This is a genomic window from Paenibacillus sp. LX16 (assembly GCF_036252815.1).
Taxonomy (GTDB): Bacteria; Bacillota; Bacilli; order Paenibacillales; family Paenibacillaceae; genus Paenibacillus; species Paenibacillus polymyxa_B.
Genome location: NZ_CP141152.1, coordinates 878,726 through 894,246 on the forward strand (window position 1 = coordinate 878,726; position 15,521 = coordinate 894,246).

Sequence of the window (15,521 nt, forward strand, 5' to 3'; positions counted from 1 at the left end):
GGGAGCGGGAGGAATCACCTGAATGGATATTTTGGTTATCGGAGGGGGCGGCCGCGAACATGCAATTGTATGGGCGCTGAAGAAAAGCCCCAAGGCCGGACAAATCTATTGCGCACCAGGCAATGCTGGTATCGGACAGTTAGCGGAGTGTGTGCCGATTCCGGTGAGTGACTTTGACGCGCTGACAGAGCTGGCGGAATCCAAAAAGGTAGGACTTGTTGTGGTTGGCCCCGATGATCCGCTGGCAGATGGTATTGTGGATGCATTTGAAGCGAAAGGCATTCCAGTATTCGGACCGCGTAAAAATGCAGCGGAAATTGAAGGTAGCAAAATCTTCATGAAGGATTTGCTGCACAAATATCATATTCCGACAGCAACCTATCGCAAGTTTTATACTTACGAGGAAGCACATGCTTACTTGAAGGACCAACCGATCCCGGTCGTCATCAAGGCAGACGGATTGGCGGCAGGCAAAGGCGTAACGGTGGCTTACTCGATGGAGGAAGCGGAAAAGGCTCTCTCTGACATTATGGTGACCAAGGTGTTTGGTGAAGCCGGGGCACAAGTCGTGATCGAGGAGTTTCTGGCTGGTCAGGAAATGTCGATTCTCTCCTTTGTCGACGGTGAAACGGTTCGTCCGATGGCTGCGGCGCAAGACCACAAGCCCATTTTTGATGGTGATAAAGGGCCGAATACAGGTGGCATGGGTACGTATTCTCCGTTGCCTCACATAGCCAATTCCATTATTGAGGAAGCTATTGAGACGATTATTAAGCCGACGGCCAAGGCCATGGTTGCTGAAGGGCGCCCGTTCCGAGGTGTATTATTTGCTGGATTGATGATTTCGCCGGACGGCAAGCCAAAGACCATTGAGTTTAATGCACGTTTCGGTGATCCGGAAACTCAAGTGGTTCTGCCTCGTTTAAAATCCGATCTGCTCGATATTTTTCTTGCTGCTGTAAATGGCACGCTGGATCAGGTGGAGATCGAGTGGAAGGATGAAGCGGCGGTATGTGTGGTGCTGGCATCTGGAGGTTATCCTGGAGCTTACGCCAAAGGTGTACCTATCCACGGATTGGAACAGGTAGACGAAGCTATCGTGTTCCATGCTGGAACGGGCATCAATGAACAGGGTGAGTGGGTAACGAACGGCGGACGTGTATTAGGTGTGGTCGGCTTGGGACGTGATATTGCCGGGGCACGGAACAAAGCTTACGAACAGGCGGATCGTATTACCTTTGAAGGTAAACAAAACCGTACGGACATTGCGGCAAAAGCATTGCTGTAGCAGCGATATAAAGATAAAGAGAACCTCTGTGGAGGTTCTCTTTTTGTTCAAAGAAAATAAAGTTGTATACTGAGAAAATAAAGCGTTTTCTTAGTGCTATTACAGCAACAAGGAATTCACCCAAAAAAGGTTGTTTTAGTTCATTCAAATGATTAAACTAACGGTTAATAGTAGGTTCAAGTAATCGATGAGACGAAGAGGGGGAAACCGAAATGAAGACGATCAAGTGCATGATGGACCACCTGTACTGGGCGGACGGACGCATCTTGGACGCGCTCGAGGAGAGTGAGACGAAGAACAAGGACCTTTTGAAGCTGGTTCGGCACGTCGCGGTCGCGGAACGAGTCTGGCTGTCCCGATTGCAGGGCAAGGGTAGCGCGCAATATTCATTGTGGGAGGAAGCAGAAGACCTGACGGCGATCCGGACGATGTTCGAAGAAAACGCCGAACAATATCGCGTCTATATCGAAGGGCTTGAGGAATCCGAGTTGGACGAGATGATCGACTATGCGAACCAGAGCGGGGTTCCGTTCCGAACGTCCGTCCGGGACATCCTGTCGCAGGTCCTCTTACATGGGCAATATCACCGGGGACAGATCAACCGGGCGCTTCGGATCGAATCGGCAGAGCCTGTCCAAGTCGATTACATCACGTTCGCGAGGCTCTAACAGGGCCTAATAATCACCATTACTCGGGGTGGGATTGGCATTGAACGACGGGTACGATAGCTCAACAAATTGCTTTTACCATATAAGAACAATATGCTAATGTATATTAGCAGACGATGATATTTTATAAGTGATAAGAACCTACACTGCCTTATTTAGGATCAAAGAGAGCCCATACCCTTATAAATTGGAAAATTAATTTGCTTCCAAATACGGTTATGGGCTTATTTACTTTTCATAAGCACTACATTAGACTGCCGGTACTTGTTTAAGCTAACGGGCAGGGGAGTTACAATATGTAGAATTGTAGGATAACCAACTCGATGGAAATATGTCATTCAAAAAGAGCATAACGATTCTTTACTGATCGTTCTCAATATGTTATATTAATTGAGGGAGGGAGATTGGAATGGCGAGAAGCAAGGAGTTTGAAGAGAAAGAAGTCTTGGATAAGGCGATGCGGCTCTTTTGGGAGCAGGGATACGAGAAAACGTCCATGACCGAGTTGGTTGAGCATATGGGTATTCATCGAAGAAGCTTGTATGATACTTTTGGAGATAAGCATAATCTGTTCCTGAAAGCGATGGATCGGTTTGACGACAAAATCAGCGCCGTGCTTGCAGGAGGGGTTAAAGGATCCAAGACCGCATCGGAGGCATTACAGTTTACTTTTGGTTTCATGATCGACGGGGATGAGGACTCGCCAGCCGGCTGCTTAATGGTGAATTCGGCCGTAGAATTGGCGGCGCGTGACGTCGAGGTGGACAACAAGTCCACGAAAGCATTCACGACAGCAGAGCAATTGCTCAGGGAGATTATTCTTTGGGGACAACGTGACGGTGAATTCACCTCCACATACAATGCTGAGGAATTGGCGGAATACCTGCATAATGTATGGATTGGGTTAAGGGTAATGGCAAGAACCTCGGCTTCCAGAGAAAAGCTTCACCGTATTACTCATATTTCGATGAAGCTCCTGGAATAATAAGGGTAATTGTGGTAGTCAGTTCAGATGTGAAGTGTCCCTTCTGCTAATCCATGCTCTTTGCGATCGAGTTATCTTACGCCTAATTTAGAATGAACATTCTAAAAACGCCGAAAGAAGCTCTAAAGCATAGTTTACAATGAAGTTTATCAGCGCAGTTAAAACAACAAACAACACAACACATAAAAACAACAGAGTAAGGCACTCAGCATTTTTTTTAACGATTTTGAGAGTGACCGTTCTCATTAGAAAACAAGTATCGAGTAAAACTCGCTTACCGTAATTACTACGTATCAAAACGCAGACCAAATAGCTTCAAGAAAACAATTTCATAAACAAAATACAATAAAAGGAGCACATGAAAATGAATATTTCTCAACAAGTTGCATTTGTCACTGGCGCGAACCGAGGTTTTGGTCGCCATCTTGCCCTTGAACTTCTATCCAGAGGGGCTAAGGTGTATGCCGGAGCAAGAAATCCGCAGTCCATTGACATTCCCGGTGCAATTCCTGTAAAGCTTGATATTACGAACCCTCAAGAGGTAGCGGCAGCTGCTATGGCCGCTCAAGATGTTACGCTTCTGATCAATAATGCAGGCTCGGCTACAGGAGCTACTTTGCTTGACGGTGATCTCGATCAAATACAGTTGGAATTTAATACGCACTTCTTTGGCACATTATCCATGATTCGCAATTTCGCACCTATTCTTATTAATAATGGTGGGGGATCCATACTGAATATCCTTTCCGCATTATCATGGTTCAGTAGTGGCGGGAGTGAAGGCGCTTATTCGGCTGCAAAGGCGGCTGCGTGGGCAATGACGAACGAGTTGCGCTTAAATCTGTATCCTCAAAATGTGAGAGTAGCTGGCTTGCATGTGGGCTTTATGGATACAGACATGACGTCAGGCGTTGAAGCTCCGAAGTCCAACCCTGCTGATATTGCAAAAATTGCAATTGATGGAATAGAGTCCGATAGCTTTGAAATTCTTGCTGATGAACCGAGCCGTCAACTCCAGCGTGCTCTCGCTGGCGGTGTAGCTGCTATTTACCCACAGCTTAAATGATGAGCAAAACTGTACTAATTACCGGAGCGTCGGGCGGAATTGGAAAAGAGCTGGCGAATCGTTTCGCCAAAGACGGATACGATTTGGTGCTGGTCGCACGCAGCGAGGACAAGCTCGTGGATCTCGCGAGGGAATATCGGAAAAAGTACCGTGTCCAAACGACATACATCGCCAAAGATGTTGCATTACCTGGCGTGGCAGAGGAAATCTACAGGGAGCTTAAAGAAAAAGGGATCACCGTCGACTTTCTTGTTAATAATGCGGGCTTCGGCTTGTACGGGGAATTCTTGGAGACACAGTTGGAGCAAGAGATGAATATGATCGACATTAATATCAAGGCTCTGACTGTAATGACTAAGGTGTTCTTACCGGATATGGTCAAAAGGCAGCAAGGGGGCGTGCTGAATGTGGCTTCGTTGGTGGCTTTTTTTCCTGGACCACTGATGGCAGTTTACTATGCGACAAAAGCGTACGTACTATCGTTCACTGAGGCTTTGGAGAATGAGCTGCGCGGCACAGGCGTGACTGTGTCCGCACTCTGTCCGGGAGCGACAGCGACTGGCTTTGTCGATCGTGCTGGGCTAGCCACCTCAAAGCTGTTTAGAAGCGGCGTCATGGAGGTTGGGCAGGTGGCTGACATAGGATATCGCGAATTCTTGCGGGGCAAGACTTTAATCATAACAGGGGGGCGCAACAAGTTCATGGCGTTCTTGCCGCGGTTGCTGCCTCGCAAGCTCATGACAAATGCGGTCAGATCCGCACAGGCTAAAGTGGAGCGATAATCGAAAGACATTGGAGTTAATAAACTCAATTCAAAGAGGGGGTTTTAAAATGGAAAAACTGTGGAGCAAAACGAAAATTGGCAACCTGGAATTACCCCATCGGTTAGCGATGGCACCAATGACACGTAGTAGAGCGCAAGAGGATGGTACGCCGGGAGAGCTAACTTCCCATTATTATGCTCAAAGAGCATCGATGGGTTTAATTATTACTGAAGGCACACAACCTTCTGATGATGGTCAAGGTTACTTAAGGTCACCGGGCATCTATACGGAAAAGCATATTGAAGGTTGGAAAAAGGTTACGGATGCGGTACATGAAGAAGGTGGATTTATATTTATCCAATTAATGCATGTCGGTCGTGTTTCGCACCCCGACAATACACCACATCATCGTCAACCCGTTGCACCATCTGCGATCGCACCCGGTGTAGAAATGTTTACGGCTAAAGGGATGCAGGAAATACCCGTTCCAAGAGAGTTAAGTGAAGAAAATATCCAGACGACAATTGCAGACTTCCGGAAAGCAGCAGCGGCAGCTATTAAAGCAGGAGCCGACGGCGTTGAAATTCATGGAGCAAATGGTTATCTGATTAATCAATTTATTGGGGAGAATTCTAATATACGATCGGATAAATACGGTGGATCGATAGAGAACCGTGCTCGCTTTGCAATTGAAGTAACGAAAGCAATCGTTGAAGAAATTGGAGCAGAACGAACAGGCTTCCGTATTTCGCCGGGAACACCTCTTAACGGAATTGATGAGGGCGAACACGGTCTTGAAGTTTATCTTCACCTTGTAAAAGAATTAGCTCAATATAATTTAGCTTACCTCCATGTTATGCATTTAGGGAACGAAACACTGCTCCGTGAAATTCGCAACATCTGGCCAAATCCATTATTAGTCAATAGAGCTGGACGGGCTCTAGAAGATCTTAGTGTAGATATTGATAATGGCCTTGCTGATATGGCGCCAGTCGGGGTATGGTCATTAGCTAATCCGGACTTAGTTGAACGTCTTAAAGAAGGCTTTCCTTTGAATGAAGCAGATCGTAAAACATTGTACTCTGGTAACGGAAGCGAGGGTTACACAGATTATCCTACGATGAAAGAACTTCAATCTCAACATCAGTAAAGAATAACATGGATATTGCTTTATGATGGCGTACAAGTTAAAGTACGCCATCAATTTTTCCAATAAACAAATGTGGAATTAAGATAAATGAGAAAAGGAGAAGATGAAGAATTGAAAGCTGCGCAAATGCAAAAATATTCAAAACAAATCCAATTAGAAATAAACAATATAAAAATACCGGAAATCAATAACCATGAGGTTCTTATCAAAGTAAAAGCTGCAGGTGTAAATCCCTTAGTATTTTAAATGGTAGTATTCGCATGATTGCCGATTATGACTTCCCTTTAACTTTAGGAAACGAACTATCCGGCGTTATTGAGGCTGTTGGAAAAGATGTTGTGAAATTCAAGGTTGGAGATCCCGTTTATACGAGGCTGCCAATAAATAAAATCGGAGCTTTTGCTGAGTATGCGGCAGTCCATGAGGATGCGATTTCCGTTATGCCTAAAAATCTTTCTTTTATTGAGGCCGCCGCGGTACCCCTCACGGCTTTGACTGCATATCAAGCCTTGCATGATGTACTTCATGTTCAACCCGATAAAAAACTATTTATTTCTGGAGGAACCGGCGGCTTTGGTACGATGGCTATCCCGATTGCCAAATCGATGGGGTTATATGTGATTACGAGCGGCAGTGAAAGAGGGAGATCACGAACACTGTCCATCGGCGCTGATCAATTCATTAACTATAAAGAGGAAAATTATTTTGATTTGCTATCTAATATCGATTATGTTATCGATACATTGGGGGCAAAAGAAATTAAAACGGAACTTGCTATTCTCAAACCCCAAGGGAAATTGGTATCATTGAAGGCTTTACCCAATTACCGCTTTGCTGCTGAAAATAACTTTCCAATATGGAAAAAGCTATTGTTTGGTTTAGTAGGTGCTCGTTTAGATCGATTAGCAGTTAAACAGAATAAAGAATATCGCTTCTTATTCGTGCCCGCTAATGGCAGGCAATTACAAAAACTGACGAAACTAGTTGAGGATGAAGATATTAAGCCCGCTATAGATTCAGTTTATAATTTTGATGACATTAACATGGCTTTAAATAAAGTTTCTACTGGCCACTCCGAAGGAAAAGTGATAGTAACCTTCTAAGGAGAGGATATATGAATTTTGGAAATACGCTCGAAAGGTGCCTTGGCATAACACCACATTCACGCTTCGTAGCATTTGGCTGATTACGCTAAAGGAGAACGTTAGTTTAATAAAACAGCGGTAGTCTAAGACTGCCGCTGTCTTTTTTGTTGTCGCCAGTCTAATACTTATTTTATGGGATCTGTCGGTTTTTAAAATTTAAAAGCCGCTTGGAGCAGCAAAACTTTATTTTCTTCTGACACTTTTTTCTTTGACAAAAGTATACTTATCCTATAGGATTAAAAATACAAAACTGACTGACTGATCAATCGGGAGGAGGAAACCCATTGCAGCCACGAAAGGCGAAGCAGTCCGAGACCGTCTCAAATGACCAACCTGCTGAGCATGCGGGGGAAGAAACAGACCGCAGAACACAGCTTCTTCACATTGCATTGAAGCGGTTCGCCGAGCAGGGTTACCATCAAACGAAGATTTCAGATATCGTGGTAGAGGCGGGAGTAGCCCAAGGCACGTTTTATTGGCATTTTAAAAGTAAAGAGGCACTGGCGCTGGAGATTATCGCTACCGGTCGTGAACAACTGCTGTCAGCGATTGGACAGGGATATCGCCGTGATGCGGGAACGCTGGCTGATATGGTTAAGGCATCGGAGGTGCTGTTTGTTCGGTTATTTGATTTTGCATTAGAGAACCGCTATCTGATGGGTTTGCTGCTGATCGGCAGCGGTGTCGATGAACCGGTGCGCCAGAGTATCCGAGAGACAAGGGCCGCGATGGAGCTGGCATTCCGGCGCAATATGGAAAGAGCGATCGAGCTGCACATGTTGCCTGCTGAATTGGATGTCGAGTTAAGGGCGGCACTACTCATGAGTATGATCGAAGGTGTCATTACACGCTGGCTATTCGGTTCAGAGGGAACACATGACCACATCACGCAGATAACTGCTAAAAGATTGGCAGCAGAGGCGGCTAATTTTGAGTTTTATGGACTATTAGGTCAAAGCTAGAGGGTCAACATCGCATGAATGGGTAGTTGGCAACAAATAATATAGCCAAATCACATATATGAACTCAATCATTTACATCCAGACAGGAGAGAAGGATACATGAAAACACGTAAAAAAGGGTTCTTGGTAACTACACTCATGGCTCTGGCATTGTTCAGCCTTGTGCTGAGCGCTTGCGGTACTAAGCCAGAAGCTTCTAATACTAGCAATGGAGCGGGTAGCAGTAATGTGGCAGCGAGTAACCAGCTCGAAGCAATCAAGAAGGCTGGTGTAATCAAGGTAGGCATGATGGGCACCTATCCGCCGTACAATTTCTTGAACGATAACAAGGAATTGGACGGATTTGATGTGGATATCGCCAAAGAATTGGCGAAGCGGATTGGAGTGAAGCCGGAGTTCACGGCACAAGAATTCTCGGGACTGGTTCCAAGTTTGCAAAAGAAAAAATTCGATGCAGTGATTAGTCAGGTGACGATTACAGAGGATCGTAAGAAGGCTATTGACTTCACAGAGCCTTATATCACAAACAATGTAAACATTATCGTAAACAGCAAAACAAATGATATTACCAAGCTGGAAGACTTTAAAGGCAAAACCATTGGTGTCGGCTTGGGAACGAATGATGAATCTTATCTGCGGAATGAAGTACTGCCGAAGGTAGGCGATTTTGAGATTAAAACGTATGATGATGTCATTACTTCCTTAAAGGATCTAAACTCTGGTCGTATTGACGCAACAATCAACAATCTGTATGCTCTCAAGCCCATTATCGATAAAAACGGGTTCCAAATTAAAGCCGTAGGCGAGCCGATTAAATCGGATCAAGCGGGTGTAGCCATTAACCAGAAAACTCCTGAGCTCAAAGAAGCCTTGAACAAGGCTTTGAAGGAAATGAAGGAAGACGGCACTTACAAAACAATTTTCAAAAAATGGTTTGGCGAGGAGCCAAAAGAATAACGTAAGCCTGTTAGAGGCGTCTGGCTCCAGTCTTGGCTTTTATGCTGACATGGGGCCACTCGTCTGAAAGAAGGGAATATAACCGATGCTTGAATTAATGTGGGAGAACGTCCCTTTTTTATTAAAGGGTGCTTATTATACGCTATATATTACGATTGTCTCTATGTTTTTTGGCCTAATTATTGGTTTGGTTGTTGCTGTGGCCCGGTTGAAGGGGAATCGACCCGTGCGATGGCTGGCGCGCATGTATGTATCGATCATTCGGGGGACGCCGGTTTTGGTGCAGATTGCGGTCATTTATTATGGACTGGATGATTATGGAATATCATTCGGATCGCTGACAGCTGCTTGTCTGGCACTCAGTATTAATACAGGGGCGTACTTATCGGAGACGTTCCGTGGAGCTATTTTGGCCGTACCCCAGGGACAGACCGAGGCAGCTTATGCAACGGGAATGTCGGCCGGTCAAACGATGTGGCGTATTATTCTTCCTCAGGCGGTACGGATCGCAATTGCACCGATGGGGAATACATTTGTAGGTATGCTTAAAGAAACGTCGCTGGTGTCGGTGATCGGGGTCAGTGAATTGATGCGGCAGGCACAGCTTTTACAGGCGCAGTATTTGCTCTACATGCCTTTTCTGCTCGAAATTGGCCTGATGTACTGGATCATGAGCATTGGATTCTCCGCTATACTGGAGCGGGTGGAAAAGCGTCTGGCTCGAGCTTATTAAGGTGGAGATGATAGATGATGATAACAACAAACGGATTAGGTAAACGATTCGGACAGGTAGAGGTTCTGAAAAGCATTGATTTTCAGGTTGCCGCTCGTGAAATCGTCGTATTACTCGGCCCGAGCGGTTCAGGTAAAAGTACCTTGCTGCGGTGCCTGAACGGTCTGGAAGAGCTGTCTACCGGCAAGTTTGAGGTGAATGGGATTGAGGTCGATGCTGCGGCTCCCGTTCGTGTCCGCCAAGCAGCCATTCGTGATATTCGCAAACAGACAGGGATGGTGTTCCAGCAATTCAATCTGTATCCGCACAAAACCGCAATCGGCAATGTCATTGAAGGACTGCTGACAGTAAAAAAAATGCCGCGCGACAAGGCTATGTCCATCGGACAACGGTTGTTGGAGCGGGTGGGATTATCGGACAAGCAGGATGTACATCCTTCACGTCTGTCCGGTGGACAACAGCAACGAGTAGCCATTGCGCGTGCGCTGGCGATGGACCCGGCGATTATGCTGTTTGACGAGCCGACATCGGCGCTCGATCCCGAGCTGGTAGGGGAAGTACTGGGTGTTATGCGAGAGTTGGCTCAAGACGGAATGACGATGGTCGTCGTTACTCATGAGATGAAATTTGCTCGCGAGGTGGCGGACAAAGTCGTATTTATGGCAGATGGTATCATTTTGGAGGAGGCAGCGCCACAGGCGTTTTTTGACACTCCCCAGCATGAGAGAACACAGAAATTTTTACGCCAAATCAGTGAATTTTAAAGTAAAATCGAGGATGAATCATAGATTATTAAGATGGAAAGAAGGCCTTTGAACATGAAAGTATCTACAACTTGGCACGGCAAACGCGCGTTTACTTCGGAGGGACCATCCGGTTATTCTGTAGGGATGGATGCTACGGCGGCTTATGGCGGTGATGGTAAAGGGATGACACCCATGGAACTGCTGTTGGCGGGTCTGGCGGGATGTATGGGCATTGATATTACGATGATTTTGGATCGTTTCTTGTCGGACATCACTCGCATTGATATTGACGCAGAAGGTACGCGCAAGGAAGAAATGCCGACAGGCTTTACAGCGATTGATCTGACATTCCACGTAGATGGCGATATTCCTGATTACCGCGTATGGAAAGCGATTCAGATGGGTAAGGAAAAATATTGTGCGGTATCCGACTCCTTAAAAGCGGAAATTCGGATGCACCTCATATTGAATGGAACCGAAGTACCCTATCCAGCATAAGTGTCGAGGGATAGTGAAAGAGAGTCAGCCTGTGTTATATACAGGAGGCTCTCTTTTTTATGTTATTTGAAAATATGACACGTAATGAAACTTTTTGTACTGTGTTTTCGTTTAAAATAGAAATTGAAATATAAAAATGGGAAAATAAACCTGTGTGTGAAGTGCATACGGAGGGAGGTAATAGTGAAACGAAAGTGCCTTATCATAGTAGCAACTATTGTGGCTATAGTGCTCATCGTTATGGGTGTGGTAATAGGATTACTATCTTTCATTCAGGATCAAGTGGCTAATTCCCCGAATACCGTAAGGCCCACAACTGCGATTGCAGCTGACGTTAAGGAAGAAACGAAGGAACAGGATGCTGCTCGGCGTTTACTTCATTTTGTAGAGGAGAATGCAGAAAAAGTTTCGACTACGATTCTGAGAGATGGAAAAAAGCTGGCAGGCCAAGAGGAAAACCGGATGATGCCTTTGGCAAGCACCGTCAAAACAATTATTGCGATCGAATATGCCAAGCAAGCGGCGGTGGATAAGATTAACCCGGACGCAAGAGTGAAGCTGATTTCGCTGGAAAGGTTTTATTTACCGGGTTTGGATGGTGGTGCTCATACGGCGTGGCTACAGAATATGGAGGCTAAAGGGCGAATACAGAATGAAACTGTATCTGTACGTGACGTTGCCAAGGGAATGATTCAATTCAGTTCCAACGCCAATGCGGAGTATTTAATGGACAAATTAGGGTTGGAAGCGATCAATCGGACGAGAGCCAAAATGGGGCTGCAAAATCATGATCCCATTTATCCGTTTGTATCCTCCATTTTGATTCCCTACGAATGGATGAAGGAGAGACAAGGTGAGAATTGGAATAATACAAAGAATAATATTTCTGCCAAAGAAGCCATCCAGGCGATGTCTGATACGGAATTTCGCCGATATGCCCGCGTGATTCATAACAAGCTGCGCCGTGATGTGAGTGGTTCTTACAAGAGAAACGCAGATATTAAGACTTGGTATGATCAGGATTATGATCGTATCAATACGGATCGCTTTATAGCTTCAACGACAGCCGATTATGCCTCTTTAATGAGTAAGCTGAATCGTCGTCAAGGGGTCACAAAAGCTGAGCAAAAGTTATTGTCCGAGGTCTTGGAGGAACCATTTATGGTTCTTCCTGAAAACCAGCAATCCCTGAAACATACTGGGCAAAAAGGTGGCTCCACGGCTTATGTTTTGACACTGGCCATGTATGCGACAGATAAGGAAGGGCATACGACAGAGCTAGCTGTCTTTTTTAACGATTTGGACCCAAGCACAAATGCCAGCTTTCCCGAAATGATAAATGATTTTAAAAAGAGGCTACTGCATGATGAATCGTTTAGAAAAGAAGTTAATCGTCGTATCGGTGTACAGGTGGAGAGGTAGAGCAGCTAAACGCTAGGGTATAGTGCAACGCTTAGCTGCTCTGCGCAACTCCTTATTCTAATCCTATCCGCTGCCTTTTTGTTTGCGTTCCCGCAGCAATAGATATAAAAAATATGGCGCGCCAATGACGGCTGTCACGATACCAGCGGGAATTTCGAGCGGCGGTTTCAGACCCCGTCCGAGCGCGTCGGCGAGGACGAGAATCAGGGCGCCGATCATCGCCGAACCGGGCAATAGATAGCGGTGGCGATTGCCAAATAACCGCCGTGCCAGATGCGGTGCCAGCAGTCCGATAAAGCCGATGGAGCCGATGGCAGCGACACAGGAGGCAGCCAAGGCGACTGACACGGCTAGCAGTCCTGTACGCACACGCTTCACGCTAAGACCCAGCCCAGCAGAGCTTTCCTCATCTAGGCTCATAATATCCAGCTTGCGCTGTAGGGCATAGGCGAGAGGCAGCAACACGATTAACCACGGCAGTAGCCCATACACTTCGTCCCAGCCTTTGCCCCACAGACTTCCAGCTAGCCAAGTGAGCGTGTCGCTGGCTTCGAGTGGATACTTGACCAGTATAAAATCGGTCGCAGCCTGAAAAATAGCGCCCACCGCCAGTCCGGTCAAGGCTAGCATATTGGGACGCATGCCTCCCTTCATCGAAAGCTGTACGAGCAACAGTGCAGCTAGTCCCGCTCCGACAAAGGCGGCTACAGGCAGCAGCGCCACTGGGGATGAGGGCAGCAGCACGATGACGAGAACCGCTGCAAAGCCGGCCCCTTTGGATACACCTACCACATCTGGCGAGGCTAGCGGGTTGCGGATCATGCCTTGCAGCAGAACACCGGCTACTGCCAGCCCAGCTCCGGCCATGATGGCCAGCAGACCGCGTGGCAGCCGATAGTGATGCACGATGAACCAGGAAGAGGCATTCCGGTCCGTCAGAGCCTTGATCAGCTCAGAGGGCGTAATGTAGGTGCTGCCCACGCCTATAGCTATAAAAGCTAAACCCAGCATGAGCGCGAGTAAAATCCACAGTTTTTTCATCGTGAAGCCCTCCCGTTCTTATGCGCCAGATATAAAAAGAAGGGCGCACCCACCAGCGCGGTTACAATGCCAACGGGCGATTCATAAGGAAATGCAATGAATCGTCCAAGCACATCTGCATATGTCAGCAGCAGAGCTCCGCAGATTGCAGACAGGGGAATGACCCGTTTGTAATTGTCGCCTGTAAACATCTTGATGATATTCGGTACCATTAGGCCCACAAAGCCGATGGACCCGGCTACCGCTATGGCAGAGCCTGCCAGCATAATCACTGAGGTCGAGGCCAGTAGACGGACAAGACGTACGTTTTGTCCCAATCCCTGTGCGACCTCCGTCCCGAGGCTCAGTACAGATAGCGAGGGGGCCAACGCCAGCGCAAGGATCATACCCACGGCGAACCATGGCAGCACCAGACGCGTGTCGGCCCAAGTCGACCCGTCGATGGCTCCGGCGAGCCAATACAGCACATCAGATATTTGCTCGTTGAACACGAGCAGTCCTTGGGTGACGGAGGCCAGCAACAGATGCACGGCCATCCCGGCAAGGGCCAGCTTGACCGGCGTCATGCCCGCCGTTCCGGCCAGCGCGTATACGAAGGAGCCGCCTGCGATGGCCCCGGCAAAAGCAAAATAAATGCTGCCGGACGATCCGATATTCGGCAGCAGCACGACGGACAGCACGACAGCCAGCGAAGCGCCTGAGCTGACCCCGAATACCTGCGGCGAAGCCAGCGGGTTGCGCGTGATGGCCTGCATCAGGGCTCCAGCCACGGCAAGCCCGGCCCCGACGATTAGGCCAATAACGGCACGCGGTAGGCGTACCGTCAAGACAATGAGCTGATCCTTAGACGAATGCTCGGTGAACAGCGCAGTCAGCATGGTGGGGATGTCCATCCTGACTGGGCCAATCGCCACGCTGAGCAGAAATCCAGCCAGCAACGCAGCGATAAGTGCAAAGAAGACCGGCTTATTCAGCCGGTCGCGTGAGGCTTGTCCGATCAACGGGAGCCGTCTCCTTTACTTTGCGCGGGATACAGAAGCGAAATGGCTTGCTCCAGTATTTTTTCGGCTGAGCCGAGTCCACGGTACCGGGTCCACAGTGCCCGGTTCACTTCGTAAACTTCCCCTTTTTTGACGGCTGTAATGTTTTGCCAAAGCGGGTTTTGCTTCCATTCCGCAATCAGCTTCTCATCGGCTTCCACCAAAAAGATCACATCAGGATCCGCTTGTGAAATCTGTTCCAGTGTCAGCTTAACGGTAGGCTCGCTTGTATTTTGAAGGGCATTGTGGATACCCGCTTGCTCCAGTAGTTGTCCATCAAAGGATGAAGCGCCGTGAGCCGATAGTGAATCAGAACGAAATACCCCTAGCAATACGCTGCGTGGCTCACCAGCTTTGATGCCTTCTTTCAACTTTTCCATTGTAGCTTTATGCGTAGCGAGAATTTGCTCGCCTTTTTCCTTCTCACCCAACGCATCGGCGATGACACCGAAGGATGCCAAGTTTTGTTCATAGGAGGAATTTCGGCTCTTTAGAACAATGGTCGGAGCAATCTCACTTAGTTCTTTGTATATGCTTTTATGACGATTCAGATCGGCAATAATCAAATCCGGCTTCAAGGAGCTGATCGTTTCCAGGTTTGGCTGTTTGCGCGTGCCTACTGGTGTGAAGTTGATTTTCTTACCGAGCAGCCCATCAATATCATCGTCATTTTCCTGAGCTATGCCGACAGGAGTAACGCCCAGTTGGGTTGTGGCATCGACAAAAGAGAATTCCAGGGTTACGATTCTTTTGGGTGTGCCTGTAACTTTGGTTTCTCCCATCTCATGTTTAATCATTCGAGTGTCGCCTGTTGCTTGAGGTGCTGCTGTGCTGTTATCTTGTGACTGGCTTCCACATCCCGCCATAATGACCGTAAGTAGTGCCAGGATCGCTGCAAGCAGCATGCCTGTGCGCAGTGGTTGTTTCGGTGTTGCCATATGTTATCCCCCGTTCCAGTATGCTATCAGAGAAACTGATAATCATTATCAATTAACTAACTGTTGATCATTCTAGCAATCGGGAAGGAGGACGTAAATAATGTGGTCATTTAAACCG

At 47.2% G+C, this 15,521-nt stretch carries 15 protein-coding genes and 1 pseudogene; 13 read left to right on the plus strand and 3 right to left on the minus strand.

Annotated elements, in window-relative coordinates:
• Positions 1-22: 22 nt before the first annotated feature.
• From purD to T3H97_RS04005, 13 genes and pseudogenes are all read left to right on the plus strand, one after another.
• Positions 23-1,288 carry a phosphoribosylamine--glycine ligase gene (gene purD, locus T3H97_RS03945; protein WP_328801748.1) on the plus strand — a complete coding sequence of 422 codons (1,266 nt, stop codon included), beginning with the start codon at positions 23-25 and terminating at the stop codon, positions 1,286-1,288.
• Between the two features lie 212 nt (positions 1,289-1,500).
• Complete coding sequence (locus T3H97_RS03950) at positions 1,501-1,956, plus strand: DinB family protein (RefSeq protein ID WP_218230387.1); 456 nt, start codon at positions 1,501-1,503, stop codon at positions 1,954-1,956.
• A gap of 409 nt (positions 1,957-2,365) precedes the next feature.
• The gene (locus T3H97_RS03955; RefSeq protein ID WP_272639894.1) at positions 2,366-2,941 is read left to right on the plus strand and encodes a TetR/AcrR family transcriptional regulator; all 576 of its coding nucleotides are present in this window, start codon (positions 2,366-2,368) and stop codon (positions 2,939-2,941) included.
• A gap of 364 nt (positions 2,942-3,305) precedes the next feature.
• Positions 3,306-4,007 carry an SDR family oxidoreductase gene (locus T3H97_RS03960; protein ID WP_025723270.1) on the plus strand — a complete coding sequence of 234 codons (702 nt, stop codon included), beginning with the start codon at positions 3,306-3,308 and terminating at the stop codon, positions 4,005-4,007.
• Positions 4,004-4,789: an SDR family NAD(P)-dependent oxidoreductase gene (locus tag T3H97_RS03965; RefSeq protein WP_272639895.1), complete on the plus strand. Its 786-nt coding sequence runs from the start codon at positions 4,004-4,006 to the stop codon at positions 4,787-4,789. The genes T3H97_RS03960 and T3H97_RS03965 overlap by 4 nt, the downstream gene beginning before the upstream one ends.
• A gap of 49 nt (positions 4,790-4,838) precedes the next feature.
• A complete protein-coding gene (locus T3H97_RS03970) occupies positions 4,839-5,921 on the plus strand; it encodes an alkene reductase (protein WP_025723272.1) in 1,083 nt (360 codons plus the stop codon).
• An 87-nt stretch (positions 5,922-6,008) separates the two neighbouring features.
• Positions 6,009-7,024, plus strand: a pseudogene (locus tag T3H97_RS03975) (NADP-dependent oxidoreductase).
• Between the two features lie 326 nt (positions 7,025-7,350).
• A complete protein-coding gene (locus T3H97_RS03980; protein ID WP_328801749.1) occupies positions 7,351-8,028 on the plus strand; it encodes a TetR/AcrR family transcriptional regulator in 678 nt (225 codons plus the stop codon).
• Positions 8,029-8,127: 99 nt separating this feature from the next.
• Entirely contained in the window at positions 8,128-8,985 is an 858-nt protein-coding gene (locus tag T3H97_RS03985) for a substrate-binding periplasmic protein (protein WP_025723274.1), read from the plus strand.
• An 85-nt stretch (positions 8,986-9,070) separates the two neighbouring features.
• A complete protein-coding gene (locus tag T3H97_RS03990) occupies positions 9,071-9,718 on the plus strand; it encodes an amino acid ABC transporter permease (RefSeq protein WP_328801750.1) in 648 nt (215 codons plus the stop codon).
• A gap of 14 nt (positions 9,719-9,732) precedes the next feature.
• Complete coding sequence (locus tag T3H97_RS03995; protein ID WP_080683047.1) at positions 9,733-10,482, plus strand: amino acid ABC transporter ATP-binding protein; 750 nt, start codon at positions 9,733-9,735, stop codon at positions 10,480-10,482.
• Positions 10,483-10,536: 54 nt separating this feature from the next.
• Positions 10,537-10,962, plus strand: coding sequence for an OsmC family protein (locus T3H97_RS04000; protein WP_023987060.1), 426 nt, complete (start codon positions 10,537-10,539; stop codon positions 10,960-10,962).
• 183 nt (positions 10,963-11,145) lie between these two features.
• Positions 11,146-12,384, plus strand: a complete 1,239-nt coding sequence (locus T3H97_RS04005; RefSeq protein WP_328801751.1) for a serine hydrolase — start codon at positions 11,146-11,148, stop codon at positions 12,382-12,384.
• 63 nt (positions 12,385-12,447) lie between these two features.
• Here the strand turns inward: T3H97_RS04005 and T3H97_RS04010 are convergent, their stop codons facing one another.
• The 3 genes from T3H97_RS04010 to T3H97_RS04020 are packed head-to-tail and all read right to left on the minus strand — an operon-like array spanning position 12,448 to position 15,403.
• Positions 12,448-13,425, minus strand: coding sequence for a FecCD family ABC transporter permease (locus tag T3H97_RS04010; protein WP_328801752.1), 978 nt, complete (start codon positions 13,423-13,425; stop codon positions 12,448-12,450).
• Positions 13,422-14,426: a FecCD family ABC transporter permease gene (locus T3H97_RS04015; protein ID WP_328801753.1), complete on the minus strand. Its 1,005-nt coding sequence runs from the start codon at positions 14,424-14,426 to the stop codon at positions 13,422-13,424. The genes T3H97_RS04010 and T3H97_RS04015 overlap by 4 nt, the downstream gene beginning before the upstream one ends.
• The gene (locus tag T3H97_RS04020) at positions 14,423-15,403 is read right to left on the minus strand and encodes an ABC transporter substrate-binding protein (RefSeq protein ID WP_328801754.1); all 981 of its coding nucleotides are present in this window, start codon (positions 15,401-15,403) and stop codon (positions 14,423-14,425) included. Before T3H97_RS04020 ends, T3H97_RS04015 begins: the two co-directional genes overlap by 4 nt.
• Between the last annotated feature and the right edge of the window lie 118 nt (positions 15,404-15,521).

Excerpts from the sequence above, each read along its gene's own strand:
- T3H97_RS03950 (WP_218230387.1), top strand. The coding sequence starts at position 1,501 with ATGAAGACGATCAAGTGCATGATGGACCACCTGTACTGGGCGGACGGA.
- T3H97_RS03965 (WP_272639895.1), top strand. The coding sequence starts at position 4,004 with ATGATGAGCAAAACTGTACTAATTACCGGAGCGTCGGGCGGAATTGGA.
- T3H97_RS03960 (WP_025723270.1), top strand. The coding sequence starts at position 3,306 with ATGAATATTTCTCAACAAGTTGCATTTGTCACTGGCGCGAACCGAGGT.
- T3H97_RS03985 (WP_025723274.1), top strand. The coding sequence starts at position 8,128 with ATGAAAACACGTAAAAAAGGGTTCTTGGTAACTACACTCATGGCTCTG.
- purD (WP_328801748.1), top strand. The coding sequence starts at position 23 with ATGGATATTTTGGTTATCGGAGGGGGCGGCCGCGAACATGCAATTGTA.
- T3H97_RS04000 (WP_023987060.1), top strand. The coding sequence starts at position 10,537 with ATGAAAGTATCTACAACTTGGCACGGCAAACGCGCGTTTACTTCGGAG.
- T3H97_RS03970 (WP_025723272.1), top strand. The coding sequence starts at position 4,839 with ATGGAAAAACTGTGGAGCAAAACGAAAATTGGCAACCTGGAATTACCC.
- T3H97_RS03955 (WP_272639894.1), top strand. The coding sequence starts at position 2,366 with ATGGCGAGAAGCAAGGAGTTTGAAGAGAAAGAAGTCTTGGATAAGGCG.
- T3H97_RS03990 (WP_328801750.1), top strand. The coding sequence starts at position 9,071 with ATGCTTGAATTAATGTGGGAGAACGTCCCTTTTTTATTAAAGGGTGCT.
- T3H97_RS04020 (WP_328801754.1), bottom strand. The coding sequence starts at position 15,403 with ATGGCAACACCGAAACAACCACTGCGCACAGGCATGCTGCTTGCAGCG.
- T3H97_RS04010 (WP_328801752.1), bottom strand. The coding sequence starts at position 13,425 with ATGAAAAAACTGTGGATTTTACTCGCGCTCATGCTGGGTTTAGCTTTT.
- T3H97_RS03995 (WP_080683047.1), top strand. The coding sequence starts at position 9,733 with ATGATGATAACAACAAACGGATTAGGTAAACGATTCGGACAGGTAGAG.